This is a genomic window from Mesonia sp. K7 (assembly GCF_003233725.1).
Classification (GTDB): Bacteria; Bacteroidota; Bacteroidia; order Flavobacteriales; family Flavobacteriaceae; genus Mesonia.
Genome location: NZ_QKQV01000001.1, coordinates 285523 through 298806, shown reverse-complemented (window position 1 = coordinate 298806; position 13284 = coordinate 285523). Strand labels below are relative to the sequence as shown.

Below are 13284 nucleotides of genomic sequence, written 5' to 3'. Positions count from 1 at the left end.
TGGACTACCCGGCGTTCTTCACTCCGAACAACGATGGCTACAACGACACCTGGAACATCTACGGACTGGCGGAGAGCAACCCATCGGCCAAGATCTATATCTTCGACAGGTACGGCAAGCTCCTGAAGCAGATCAGCCCTATGGGTGAAGGTTGGGATGGAAGCTACAACGGCACGCAGATGCCAAGTGGCGACTACTGGTTCAAGGTGGAATACCAGGAACTGGATGTAAACACCGGACAATTGGTGAGAAAGGAACTGGTGGACAACATCACCCTGAAGCGATAACGAATAATTTGATAATTTAGATAGACAAAACCCCACTTGAAAGAGTGGGGTTTTTGATTGAATCTTCTTAATAGTTGTATGAAAGCTAAAAGGGTATTAAATTTATAAAAATAATGTTAAGGTTATATGGAACGCCCTTTTTAAATAATCTCTATTCTATTGAAAACTATAAAAATTATATTTTTAATATTACTTGTGTACATACATGTTTTTATAATGATGCAAGGTTATGATGATGTAAAGATAATAGATATTTTTTTGATAGGAACAGGCATAATTCTTCTTTCAGGTTTATTTTTTTATCTAAAAAAAAGATATAAAAAATAATAACTATTTATAACAAACAGGTAAAATCTCGGTAGAATTGATACGATAGCGTTCTATTTCTTCTTGTGAAAGTTGCTCTGAAAGTCTAACTTGTTTGACATCAAAACCAACAGCTTCTAATTTTTTAAAATAATCTAGACCATAAACTCTTACGTGATCATATTGCCCAAAGATTTTAGTGCGCTCTTTTTTATCGGTGATGGAGTTGTCTTCGAAAGTATGTTTTCTGTTGTTATCTTGTGGAACTTGTAAAATAGCATAGCCGCCAGGTTTTAGAATGCGATACAATTCTTGCATGGCTTTATGATCATCTGGTATATGTTCCAACACGTGATTACATAAAATGATATTGTAGGTATTGTCTTCAAAAGGCAAATTGCAAATATCGGCTTTTACATCGGCGAGTGGCGAATTGAGATCGGTAGTGGTATAATCTAAATTTTCCATTTTTTTGAAACGCTCATAAAAGGCTTGTTCGGGCGCAAAATGCAGCATTTTTGCTTTTTCGGTGAAGAAATTGGTTTTTCGTTGCAGGTAAAGCCAAAGCAAACGATGTCGTTCTAACGAAAGTGTAGATGGCGAAAGCACATTTGGGCGTTGTTTTTGGTAACCGTAAGGTAAAAAAGTACGAAAACTCTTTCCATCAATCGGGTCGGTATATTTTTCCCCTTTAAGGACAAACGCAATCATTGGTCTAACCCAATAACTTAAACGAATGAGAATGGGTCTCGGTATTTTATTCAGCGTAAGCTTAAAAAGTTTTTTGATCATACTTTGATGTCTGCCCAATTTTCGCCAGATTTGATACGGTAAAGCTGCATTTCGCTTACTCCAAATTGTTTGGCGAGCACTTTTAAGCGTGTTTTTCTATTGGGGTCTAAAAGTTTCTTTTTAAGAATGGTAGCTTTTCCGTAAGTAAGTTTGCTATAGCAAATTTGTTTTTTCTTACGAAACTTGATTACAGCAGGGTTTTTCGACTGATGTTCATGCCAATCTTCACGATTAACCCAAGCTAGGTTTTCTATGCGATTATCGTCTTTTTCGTGATTTTTATGAATGACAAACAAAGCATCCTCAGGTTTTTCTAGAAAAAGTTCACCCATAATTTTGTGCACATAGCATCTTTTGCGTTTTCCGTCATCTGTTTTACAAGAAAAGGTGCGATACCCATTAAGGTTACTGCCTTTTATGTGTTTTCCTTTTTTATTTCCATCAGGAAATGTCATAATTCTTCCCTTAGTGGAAATGGCGACATAAAAATTTTCTTTCCAATTGCTTTCGCGGAAATATTTCCACTCCTCAACAAGATTGTTGTTGATGTAAAAAGACTTTCTATTTTCTAAACTCATCTTCTTCATTACTTTTTATTCCTAAAGCCTCATAAATATAGTCGAAGGTAGAAAGTAACTCTGGTTTGCCATTTACCAAAGCCACATCGTGTTCAAAATGGGCACTTGGTTTACCGTCTGCGGTAACAATTGTCCAGCCATCGGGCAATTGTTTGATACGTCTTTCTCCAAGATTAATCATCGGTTCTATGGCAACGGTCATTCCTTCGATAAATTTTTTACCACGACCACGCTTTCCGTAATTGGGCATTTCTGGATCTTCGTGCATTTTTTTTCCGATACCGTGACCAACTAATTCTCTAACGACTGTATAACCGTGATCTTCGGCGTGTTTTTGAATTGCAAAACCAACATCACCTACACGATTGTTGGCTTTAAACTCTCTAATGCCAATGTATAAACTCTCTTTAGTGATTTCGAGCAATTTTTTGGTAGCTGGTTCAACTTCGCCCACTTCAAAAGTATAGGCGTGATCACCGTAAAAGCCGTTTTTGATCGCACCACAATCTATCGAAACGATATCACCTTCTTCAAGTGGTTTGTCGGTTGGTAAACCGTGAACTACAGCTTCGTTTACACTCGTTAGCAAGGTTGAAGGACAATCATATAAACCTAAAAAACCTGGAATGGCATCTTGTGCACGGATAAAATCTTCGGCTAGTTTGTCTAAATATTGCGTGGTTACACCTGGTTTTACTTCTTTGGCAAGCATTCCTAAAGTCTTGGAAACTACCAAAGCGCTCTCACGCATCAATGCGATTTCTTCTGTGTTTTTTGAAATAATCATGAATTACTTTTTTAGGAATCCGAACATTCCTTTTTTCTTTTTTGAGGGTTGTAAATGTTCTGGTGTGTTGTTGATGAGCTCTTGGTATATTTCGCCCCAGCCAAGAAAACCACCTACATTTCTATCGTCGATAAAGACATCTGCGTCTATTTTTCGACTGTATTTTGGGTTGAAACTTTCTTCTGGAAAACTATTGTTGATGGCGTAAAATTCAACGCCATGTTTTTTACAGAATTCAACAGCTTCTTCTAGTTCTTTTCCGTAACGATAGGTCCATAAAATAAGGCGGTGTCCTTCTTCATTCAACTTTTTTAGCGTGTCGAAAGCAAACATAATCGGTTCGCCAATTTTAGGATATTTGTTGTGTACGATAGTTCCGTCGAAATCTACTGCAATAAGTAGTGATTTTTGTTGTTTTCCCATAGTTGTTATTCTGCGTAACTGTGTTTGTAATCTTGCTTGGTTACGATTTTTAAAATATCTTTTTCTAAAGTTTCTTGCGGAAATTCTACAAAACGATTTACTTCATTTCCTTCTTTATCATAAAAGATGAGTGTAGGAACATTAAAAACGTTTAATTCTTTTTCGTGATTCGCTTCTGTGGTTTTGTTTTCATTCATCGCATAAACCGTAAGGTTTTCTTTATTGTAACCTACATCATCTAAAATTTTATACAGATGCGGAATTTCTCTTTGACTGTCTGAACACCAAGTTCCCATGAAAACTTTGATATCGTATTTACCAATTTCTTTTTTTATTTCTACTAGTATTTCGGTATCGGGTTGATAGCTCTCGTATGCTTCAGAAAACCAATCGTCAAATTTGGTGTTTCTAAAATCAGCCTCGGTGATTAAGCCTGTATAAGTGCTGTCTTCTACTTTTTTGTTGACCATTTCTGTGTTTTCCGTCATTTTTGGCGGCTGCTCTTTTTTCTTTCCAGCGGAATTTTTACATGCATTGAAAGCTATAAAGCCTAAAATAAAAGCTATAAGGTAAGTAATTCGTTTCATACTAATAAACTATGTTGTGTCATTAATTCGGGTTTATTGATCTGCATCAAATCAAGAATGGTAGGTGCGATATCACCCAAAATTCCTGATTTGACGAGTTTTTTATCTTCGGTTACTAAAATAAAAGGCACCGGAAATGTGGTATGAGCCGTATTTTCTGAACCATCTTCGTTCTTCATTTTTTCACTGTTCCCGTGATCGGCCAAAATAAGAATGTTATAATTTTCTTTTCCTGCGGTGACTATTCGCTCTAAACATTTATCAACGGTTTCGCAAGCAATAATGGCTGCTTCTATGCTTCCTGTATGACCAACCATATCTGGATTGGCGTAATTGATACAGAAGAAATCGGTTTTGTTTTCTTCTATTTTTTCGACCAATTTATCGGTAAGTTCTACAGCGCTCATTTCAGGTTTGAGATCGTAAGTAGCTACTTTTGGCGAAGCGACCAAAATACGTTCTTCTCCTGAAAAAGGTTCTTCGCGACCACCCGAAAAGAAAAACGTCACGTGCGGGTATTTCTCGGTTTCTGCAGCTCTTATTTGCTTTTTGCCCATATAAGATAGCGTTTCGCCTAGTGTTGCTTTGATGTTGCTCTTTTCGTAAATCACATTGATGTTAGCAAAACTATCATCATATTTCGTCATCGTTACAAAATACAACGGCAGTCTTTTAGAATCAAATTCTAAATTGTCTTCCTGCGTAAGCATGTGTGTAAGTTGTCTTCCGCGGTCTGTTCTAAAATTAAAGAAAATCACGACATCGCCTTTCTCAACTTTGTGTGTCACACCATTATTTAATACAGAGATAGGCTCGATAAATTCATCGGAGATATCTTTATCGTAGCTTTTTTGCATTGCTTGTAAAGGATTTTCAGTTTTTTCTCCAATTCCGTTTACTAATAAATCGTAGGCTTTTTTGGTGCGTTCCCAACGTCTGTCACGATCCATGGCGTAATATCTGCCAATAACCGAAGCCAATTTAGCATCTGTTTTAGGCAACTCTTCTATCAAATCTTGTACATGTCCTAGTCCAGATTTTGGGTCGACATCACGACCATCTGTAAAAGCGTGAACATATTTTTTACTGACACCAAACTCTTTAGCAGCGCGAAGTAAACCTTTAAGATGATTGATATGTGAATGAACACCGCCATCACTCACCAAACCTATAAAATGAACCGGTTTGTCATTTTCTTTTGCGTAATTAAAAGCTTGCTGTAAAACTGGTTCTGAAATGAGCGTGTTGTTATCGACTGCCATATTTATTTTAGCCAAATCTTGGTAAACAATCCTTCCGGCACCGAGATTTAAATGACCAACCTCGCTGTTTCCCATTTGCCCGACCGGTAAACCTACATGTTCACCATCGGTTCTCAAAGTTGTATGGGGGTAGTTTTCTATCAAACTATCAAAAAACGGTGTGTTCGCTTGATGTACTGCAGAAACAGTTGGGTCTTGTGTTTGTCCCCAACCGTCTAAAATCACTAAAATTGCTTTTTCACTCATTTATAAACGATTTGTGCAAAAATACAGAAGTCATCACAGTTTTATGGTAAAGTTATGATAAAATTGGTTTTCTGTTTAACTCAGCAAAGCTGGATTGATATCCAAAATATTTTCACGAAAGTAATTGTCTAAAATTTCATCAGACAAATGTGAGTTTCCGAGCAGCCTTTTTTCTGAACGAATAATCGTTTTGAAATCTAACTTTTTATAGGCTTCCAACATGGGTGAACTCACTTCTTTATAGCTAAAATGCCAAGGTTCGTAGAAAAAACCTTTTCGGTTGGGATTATTGGTATAAACCTCATAAAAACCGAAACGCTCTGCATGTTTGTTCATCCAAACTTTGAGGTCACAAAACACTCCATTTTCATTATAGTTTTCTGGGTTTAAAAGAGTTTCAGGTGCTTTTTTATTACCGTCGATAATATCGATATCGGTTCCCCAATGATGACGAGATGTTCCAGGAATGGTCGAATACTCGAGAATTTTTTTGATAGCTTCTGTTGGCGAAAGTCCTTGTTGGGTAAAGCGTTGGTATTTGCCGTTCCAGATTTCAAGTTGTCGCTCGAAACTACGGTAACCCGAAACGATTTGAATATCAATATTTTCTTTAGCAGCTGCTTTTTTCATCGCAGAAAAAGCTTGGTAAACCTCATCTTGAATATGTTGATTGTTGGTCGTGGCTGTAACCGGAGTTTTTCCTGTGAGTTGATCTTGAGTATAAGTTTCTTGCCACAATTTTTTATCTGAAAAAGACAAACTGGCTAGTGCGGAAATAAAACCGATACGTTGTAAAAACTCTTTTCTATTCATAACTTTTGTACATCACAAAATGTTCGCCAATTCCTTCAATCAAAAATCGTTCTCCAATGATTTCAAAACCTAATTTTCTATAAAACGGAACAGCTTTTTCTCTTGCGTTAAACCACATCAAATCATAATGAGGTTTTACAAATTTGTTTTCTACCTGGGTAAGTAGTTTTTTACCAAGTTGTTGTTTTTGGTATTCGGGTAAAACTGCCATTCCGCGTAAGCGAACTTGTTTTTCTTGTGAAAACAAATCATTTTTTTGTTGCATTATTGTAGCAATAGCTACTACTTTTTGGTTTTCTTTTAGGGCAAAATGTTGGGTTGTAGAAAGTTCATCACTTTCCATCATACAAGCTTCGAGTGGTTTGCCTTGGCGCAGAACTTGTTGTCTAACGGGTAAAATTTCTGAAACGCTAACCTCCGAAAATACCATTTTGCTTTAAGCTCTAATGTCTTGATAAGATTCGTTTTCGTCAAACTTTACTTCGGCAAACGGACAAAGTGGATTGATTTTTAGACCTTTTTCTCGGGCATAATTTACCGTGTGTTCTAAAAGCACAGAGGCATAACCTTGACCTTCGTAGGGTTTCTGGGTTTTGGTGTGATCGATCACCAAAACATTTTCTTCTTTTTGATAGGTGAGTTCAGAAACGATTCCCTTTTCGTTTTCCAAAAAAAAGATGCCATTGGTTTGATTTTCTTTATGCTTTATTTTTTCCATCACTTTGTTGCTAATTAGAAAAACTAATTTAGGTTTTATTTGCCAATTTTTTACGACGTTAAGAAGATTTTAAGGCATTAATTTTATAAGAAAATAGACAAACCTGTGAGGTCGGTTAGTTTTTCTAAAGCTTTCATTCCTTTTTCGGAATTTCCTTTTTTATTTAAAATCGGACTCCAAACGGCAACGCTATAAACTGCTGGGTGAACCGCAACAATTCCACCACCAACACCACTTTTTCCGGGTAAACCTACCTTAAAACTAAATTCTCCGGCTTCGTCATAAAAACCGCAAGTTTGCATCAAAGCATTGATTCTTCGTACGTATAATTCGTTTAAAATTTGTTTTCCGTGCACTTTTCCGTCATCAACAAAAATTAAAAAAGCTTTTGAAAGTTGTTCGCAACTCATTTCTATAGCACATTGTCTAAAATAAAAACCGATCACTTCTGTGGGATCATTTTTGATGTTGCCCAAGGATTTCATATAATTAACTAAAGCAACATTTCGATAACCGGTAAGTTTTTCTGACAAGGCTACTTTTTCATGGATGCGGATGTTGTCGTCATTGGTAAGTTGTTTGATGAAATTTAAAAGTTCTTTTTCGGGGTTTTCAAACAACGAAAGTAAAATATCTGCCACCACAATTGCTCCTGCATTGATAAATGGGTTTCTAGGAATACCCTTGTCCTGCTCTAATTGCATCAATGAATTAAACGGGTTTCCTGAAGGCTCGACACCAACACGTTGCCAAATTTCGTCACCATATTTTTCTGCAAGAGCGAGTGTAAAAACCTTAGAAATACTTTGTATGGAAAATTTTTCCAGTGCATCGCCAAAGCTGTAAGTTTTATGATCTAAAGTAGTAAGAGACATTCCGAACTTATCGGGAGAGACTTTGCGAAGTTCCGGAATGTAATCGGCGACTTTTCCTTTGGTCTCAAAACCTTTGAGGTCGGATTGTAGCGTATTTAAAATCTGTTGAAAATCCATTAAGATAATTCGTTAAAAGAATAATTAGGGGCAACTTCAAAAGCAGCTTCGTTGGGTTTAAAAATACGCGCAGCTAGTTTTCCGCCAAGATTCATTTTTTTACCTACAACACGAACCCAGCTTCCTTCGCGTAAACCAACTACAATCGTATCGTTAAGTTTATGAAATTCTTTAATACGTGTTTCGCGCGTTTCACCTTTGTGTGTCGAGTTGGCGTCTGGATCAAGGTAATGGGCATTGATATTGAATGGTAAAACGCCCGTGGTTTGAAAACTTTTGGGCATCACAATTGGCATATCGTTGGTGGTTTGCATCGTTGGTCCGCAAATATTGCTGCCAGCACTTGTGCCTAAATATGGGCTACCACTTTCAATTTTTTGTCGAAGTGTATCCATCAAATGGTGATCGTGCAATTGTTTGACGAGTAAAAAAGTATTTCCGCCGCCGGTAAAAATCGCCTCAGCATTCTTAACCGCTTCTCGGTAGTTGTCACTTTCGTGAATTCCTACTACTTTCTTGTTCAAAAAAGCGAGTCCTTCACGAGCTTTTTGGGTGTATTCGTCGTGTGTGATTCCGCTAGGACGGGCAAACGGGATAAATAAAATTTTATGGATATCTTTAAACAACTCATGAAGTTCGGGTTGTAAATAAGCAAGATAATCACTGCCGTGAATGGTAGAAGTACTGGCAATTATACAATTCATAGTTTGGTTTTTGTAACAATTTTATGGAAAATAAGTATTTAAAAATAAAACATTTGAAAAACTTTACCTTTTTTCTACTTATTTTTTCTGTGCATTCTGTGTTTTCACAACAAGAACAGCGATTTGAAGGAAGAATTTATGCCGACTCGATTAGCGAAATACAAGTAAATATTGTTAATCTCACCAATCATCTCGGAACGACCAATAGTAGAAATGGTGAATTTTCGCTTCCTGCGAAAGCGGGTGATTCCGTTATTTTTTCTTCCGTAAAATATAAAGTTTACAGGCTGAAAATTAACGAAGAACATTTAGAAGAATTCAACACCATCTTTTTGGAAAATGAAGTGACCGAACTTGAAGAAGTATTGATTACTAACTTAGATTTGACAGGTGATTTACTAAATGATGCAAAAAAGATAAAAACCTACAGAGGTTTACAAGCAGAAGATTTGGGTTTGCCAGCCTATGATCCGCCAAAACTTACTCCTGCACAGCGAAGGTATAAATCAGCAACCTCAGATCCGGTTTCTCTTTTGGTGACTGTTCTGTCGGGAAGGATAAAAGATTTGAAAAGACATAAAGCTTATGACGAACTTGAGATGAAAATCAACAAAGCTAGAGATTTGATTCCTGTGGGTTACGAAAGCAAAACTTTAGCCATTGATACGCTTTATGTTGACGATTTTTGGTATTTCTGTGAGCAGCAATCTGGCTTTAATCAAGCGATGAATGAAAAAAATCCGTTAGTAATGATTGAGTTTTTAGAAAGCCAATTAGAATCTTATAAGGTATACAAAGAAGAAGCAATGGATACGAAAGAATGAAACATTTGCTATACATATTATTTTTATTTGTTGTTGCTTTTGGGTTTTCTCAAGAACAGCGATTTGAAGGAAGAATTTATGCCGATTCTATTGGTGAAATACAAGTAAATATTGTGAATCTTACCAATCATCTCGGAACTACCAATAGTAGAAATGGTGAATTTTCGCTTCCAGCAAAAGTAGGCGATTCGGTTATTTTTTCTTCCGTAAAATATAAAGTTTACAGGTTGAGAATTACTGAAGAAAATTTAGAGAAATTCACTACCATCTTTTTGGAAAATGATGTGACAGAACTTGAGGAGGTGAGTATTAGCGACATCGACTTAACCGGTAATCTTAAAACCGATGCAAATAACATCGATACTCATAAAAAACTGACCAATACAGATGTAGGTTTGCCAGCGCCACAGCCTAAACTCACACAAGCCGAAAGAAGACTTCTTACGGCAACAGGAGGAGAACCACAGTTGATGCTTGGTGTTTTACCGACAGGCTTTTCGCTAGGTCGAATGCTTAACCAGCTTTCGGGAAGAACCAATATGCTTAAACGCCAACTCAAGTACGAACGCATAGAGGCGAATATCAAAAAGGCAAGAGAAATCCATGAAGATCGTTATTTTATAGAGATTATTGAAATTCCAGAAGATAAAGTAGACGATTTCTTGTATTATTGTAACACTTTTCAACTTTTCAAGACTTATATAGTCAAAGAAGAAGAGAGCTTAGCGCTTACGCAATTTTACCTCGAAAAAGCAAAAAGCTTTAAAAAAGAATATCAAATAGATGATTAAGAAAGCATTTTTTTTTCTGTTTCTAGCAGTCCATTTTTCGTTTCAAAATGCAGATGTCCACAAATTTTATTTGAGTGTGACCGATGTCAATTATTCAGCAAAAGATCAAGCTTTACAGCTAGTCACTCGCATTTTTGTAGATGACTTTCAGCGATTGCTAAACGAGCGTTACGATAAATCTGTGGTGTTGAGTAGAGAAGTGACCCAAGAAAAAACCGATGCTTATATTGAAGATTATTTCAATAAAAAAATGCTTTTTAAAATCAAAAACCAATCGGTTCAACTTAATTTTATAGGAAAGCGTTACGAAGATGATTTAATAATTTGCTATCTTGAGGCTCCGAAAATATCAGATTTTTCTGAGGTGAAAGTTACCAATGAAATTCTGATGGAATTATTTGAAGACCAAAAAAATATTGTTCATTTTAAGAAAAAAGATCAAGAAAAATCGCTGTTGTTATTGAAAGACAACGAGACACAAACCATAAATTTTAACTAAATCTATGAAATCAACACAGCTAATCACCGCATTTTTGTTTAGTTTTTTCGCTATAAGCGGATTTGCACAAGAAGAACCACAAGAAAAACAAGAAGGTCATATCAACCAAAATAAGTTTAGGCAATTATACCAGGAGTTTTCTACACCCAACCAGTATAGAACGGCTTCTGGAGCTCCAGGTCACGCTTATTACCAAAACGAGGCCGATTATGTGATGAATATTATTTTAGATGATAAAAGCCAAAAGCTTTTTGGGGAAGAAACAATCACCTATATCAACAATTCACCAGACAAGCTCACTTATCTATGGGTACAACTCGATCAAAACGTAAGAGCAAAAGACAGCAAATCACCTTTACGAAATGGTGATGCGATTAGTGCGGTGAGCCAGACAGGAAGTTTTGTAGATAGTTATATGGCAGAACCTTTTGACGGAGGCTTTAATATTGAAAAGGTACTGAAAGACGGTAAACCGATGAAATATACCATCAATCAGACGATGATGCGTATAGATTTAGACGAAGCTTTGAACCCTGGAAAAAAAATTGAATTTTCCATCAAATGGTGGTATAACATCAACGATCATGTGGTCAACAGGGGTCGTTCAGGTTATGAATTTTTTCCTAAAGACGGAAATTACGCCTATGTGATTGCTCAGTTTTTCCCGAGAATGGCGGTTTATAATGATGTAGAAGGTTGGCAAAACTATCAGTTTTGGGGAAGTGGTGAGTTTGCTTTGCCTTTTGGTGATTACGAGGTAAATATTACCGTACCTGCAGACCATTTTTTAGATGCTACTGGGGTTTTACAAAATAGAAAAGACGTTTACACGAAAAAAATGATGGATAGGTACGAACAGGCTAAAAAGTCATTTGACAAACCTGTACTCATCGTTACACAAGAAGAAGCAGAAAAAGCGGAAAAAAGTTCTACGAATAAAACCAAAACCTGGAAGTTTAAGGCAGAAAATGTACGTGATTTCGGATTTACTTCCTCACGAAAATACATCTGCGATATGCAAAATGTAAAAGTAGGTAAAAACGAAGTAATGGCAGTTTCAATCTATTCCAAAGAAGGAAACCCTTTGTGGGAGGAGTATTCTACCAAAGCCGTGGTGCAAACCTTAAAGTCTTATAGTCGAATGACATTTGATTACCCTTACCACAAAGCGATTTCGGTTCACGCCAAAAACCAAGGTATGGAATACCCGATGATTTGCTGGAATTATGGAAGACCTAACGAAGACGGAACTTATTCTGACAGAACAAAATTTGGGATGATCAGCGTGATTATCCATGAGATAGGTCATAACTTTTTCCCGATGATAGTAAATAGTGACGAAAGGCAATGGGGTTGGATGGACGAAGGTATCAACACTTTTGTTCAATATGTTGCAGAGCAAGATTTCGGTGAGAACTTCCCGACAGCTATTGCGCCTTTAGACAAGTATCCTTCTCGTCGTGGTGACCCTGCAAAAATTGTTTCCTATATGAAAGGTAATCAAGATTATATCGCTCCGATTATGAGTAACCCAGAGCAAGTTTACCAATTAGGAAACAATGCTTACGGAAAACCAGCAACGGCACTCAACATCTTGCGAGAAACCATTATGGGAAGAGAGTTGTTTGATCACGCGTTTAGAACATATTCGCAACGCTGGATGTTTAAACACCCAACGCCAGAAGATTTCTTTAGAACGATGGAAGATGCTTCTGCCGTAGATTTAGATTGGTTTTGGAGAGGATGGTTTTACACGACCGATTATGTTGATATTGGCATTAAAAGCGTAAAATCATATTACATTACCGATAAGCCTACCAAAGCTGGTAAAGAAATGCTGAGCAGGTATAACATCACCAATTATGATGAGATAGACGCTTTGTATGTGGTAGAAGAAGGAAGCGAAGAATACGAAGCGAATATGAAAACCAAAAAAATAACCGAATCGGCTCCAAAATTAAAAGCTTATTTAATGGATAACTTTTCGGAAGAAGAGCGAAGAACCCTAAAAGAGCCAAAACATTTTTATGAAATTACCTTCGAAAAACCAGGAGGTTTGGTGATGCCTATTATTTTAGAATATACATATGAAGATGGTACTTCAGAAAGAATCACTTTTCCACCGCAGATATGGAGAAAGAACGATAAAGAGGTTTCGCGAGTCCTTGCTACAGATAAAAAAATTGAGTCAATTACATTAGATCCAGAGCAACAAACAGCCGATATAGATGTGTCTAACAATAATTGGCCACAGCAAGAGACTAAAAGTGAATTTGAAAAGTTTAAAGATCAGCAGAATAAAGACTAATTTGCAAATCAATAATTTTAAGAGAAAGCTGATATTTTTTAAGATATCAGCTTTTTTTATGATAGAAATACAACTTATCTTTGCCCCATGCAACAAGTCATTTTATTTATCGGAACACCAGAGGTTATCTTTATCCTTTTTATTGTGATTATGGTTTTTGGCGCCGATAAAATTCCTGAAATTGCAAAAGGTCTAGCTAAAGGTATTCGAACTGTAAAAGATGCCACTAATGATATCAAAACCGAAATTACCAATAGTGCAGACAAGCACCTTAAAGATATGGGTAAGGAAAATATCAAAGAAGATATCGATAAAGTAAAAGAAGAGATAGAAGAAATTACAGGTTCTGTAAAAAGAAAGTTGTAAG

17 protein-coding genes are annotated in these 13284 nt (G+C 36.5%); 6 read left to right on the top strand and 11 right to left on the bottom strand.

All coding sequences use genetic code 11. The features are described 5' to 3' along the window. Positions 1-287, top strand: a 287-nt coding sequence (locus DNG35_RS01420; RefSeq protein WP_146228819.1) for a T9SS type B sorting domain-containing protein, incomplete at its 5' end; no start/stop codon positions are given. Between the two features lie 330 nt (positions 288-617). Here the strand turns inward: DNG35_RS01420 and DNG35_RS01415 are convergent. From DNG35_RS01415 to pepE, 11 genes are all read right to left on the bottom strand, one after another. Further along, positions 618-1382 carry a class I SAM-dependent methyltransferase gene (locus DNG35_RS01415; protein WP_111125980.1) on the bottom strand — a complete coding sequence of 255 codons (765 nt, stop codon included), beginning with the start codon at positions 1380-1382 and terminating at the stop codon, positions 618-620. After that, a complete protein-coding gene (locus DNG35_RS01410; RefSeq protein WP_111125956.1) occupies positions 1382-1963 on the bottom strand; it encodes an HNH endonuclease signature motif containing protein in 582 nt (193 codons plus the stop codon). The genes DNG35_RS01415 and DNG35_RS01410 overlap by 1 nt, the downstream gene beginning before the upstream one ends. Then, positions 1947-2750 carry a type I methionyl aminopeptidase gene (map, locus tag DNG35_RS01405; RefSeq protein WP_111125955.1) on the bottom strand — a complete coding sequence of 268 codons (804 nt, stop codon included), beginning with the start codon at positions 2748-2750 and terminating at the stop codon, positions 1947-1949. The genes DNG35_RS01410 and map overlap by 17 nt, the downstream gene beginning before the upstream one ends. A 3-nt stretch (positions 2751-2753) precedes the next feature. Then, the gene (locus DNG35_RS01400; protein ID WP_111125954.1) at positions 2754-3173 is read right to left on the bottom strand and encodes a BT0820 family HAD-type phosphatase; all 420 of its coding nucleotides are present in this window, start codon (positions 3171-3173) and stop codon (positions 2754-2756) included. A gap of 5 nt (positions 3174-3178) precedes the next feature. Next, positions 3179-3760, bottom strand: coding sequence for a thioredoxin family protein (locus DNG35_RS01395; protein ID WP_111125953.1), 582 nt, complete (start codon positions 3758-3760; stop codon positions 3179-3181). Next, a complete protein-coding gene (gpmI, locus tag DNG35_RS01390) occupies positions 3757-5268 on the bottom strand; it encodes a 2,3-bisphosphoglycerate-independent phosphoglycerate mutase (protein ID WP_111125952.1) in 1512 nt (503 codons plus the stop codon). The genes DNG35_RS01395 and gpmI overlap by 4 nt, the downstream gene beginning before the upstream one ends. Positions 5269-5343: 75 nt before the next feature. Further along, positions 5344-6081 carry a M15 family metallopeptidase gene (locus DNG35_RS01385; protein ID WP_111125951.1) on the bottom strand — a complete coding sequence of 246 codons (738 nt, stop codon included), beginning with the start codon at positions 6079-6081 and terminating at the stop codon, positions 5344-5346. Then, positions 6074-6511, bottom strand: a complete 438-nt coding sequence (locus DNG35_RS01380; protein ID WP_111125950.1) for a GNAT family N-acetyltransferase — start codon at positions 6509-6511, stop codon at positions 6074-6076. Before DNG35_RS01380 ends, DNG35_RS01385 begins: the two co-directional genes overlap by 8 nt. Positions 6512-6517: 6 nt before the next feature. Continuing rightward, positions 6518-6799 (bottom strand): GNAT family N-acetyltransferase, encoded by a 282-nt coding sequence (locus DNG35_RS01375; RefSeq protein ID WP_111125949.1) that lies wholly within the window; start codon positions 6797-6799, stop codon positions 6518-6520. Positions 6800-6882: 83 nt separating this feature from the next. Then, complete coding sequence (locus DNG35_RS01370; protein ID WP_111125948.1) at positions 6883-7791, bottom strand: glutaminase; 909 nt, start codon at positions 7789-7791, stop codon at positions 6883-6885. Further along, on the bottom strand, positions 7791-8495 hold the full coding sequence (gene pepE, locus DNG35_RS01365; RefSeq protein WP_111125947.1) for a dipeptidase PepE: 705 nt from the start codon (positions 8493-8495) through the stop codon (positions 7791-7793). Before pepE ends, DNG35_RS01370 begins: the two co-directional genes overlap by 1 nt. Positions 8496-8548: 53 nt before the next feature. Between pepE and DNG35_RS01360 the strand changes: the two genes are divergently transcribed. The 5 genes from DNG35_RS01360 to DNG35_RS01340 all read left to right on the top strand — a co-directional run bounded on the left by DNG35_RS01360 (position 8549) and on the right by DNG35_RS01340 (position 13283). Continuing rightward, entirely contained in the window at positions 8549-9319 is a 771-nt protein-coding gene (locus DNG35_RS01360) for a hypothetical protein (RefSeq protein WP_146228818.1), read from the top strand. Next, the gene (locus DNG35_RS01355; RefSeq protein ID WP_111125945.1) at positions 9316-10110 is read left to right on the top strand and encodes a hypothetical protein; all 795 of its coding nucleotides are present in this window, start codon (positions 9316-9318) and stop codon (positions 10108-10110) included. Before DNG35_RS01360 ends, DNG35_RS01355 begins: the two co-directional genes overlap by 4 nt. After that, positions 10103-10609 carry a DUF6702 family protein gene (locus DNG35_RS01350; protein ID WP_111125944.1) on the top strand — a complete coding sequence of 169 codons (507 nt, stop codon included), beginning with the start codon at positions 10103-10105 and terminating at the stop codon, positions 10607-10609. Before DNG35_RS01355 ends, DNG35_RS01350 begins: the two co-directional genes overlap by 8 nt. A 4-nt stretch (positions 10610-10613) precedes the next feature. After that, complete coding sequence (locus DNG35_RS01345; protein ID WP_111125943.1) at positions 10614-12917, top strand: M1 family metallopeptidase; 2304 nt, start codon at positions 10614-10616, stop codon at positions 12915-12917. A gap of 87 nt (positions 12918-13004) precedes the next feature. Next, positions 13005-13283 carry a twin-arginine translocase TatA/TatE family subunit gene (locus DNG35_RS01340; RefSeq protein ID WP_111125942.1) on the top strand — a complete coding sequence of 93 codons (279 nt, stop codon included), beginning with the start codon at positions 13005-13007 and terminating at the stop codon, positions 13281-13283. Position 13284 lies beyond the last annotated feature (1 nt).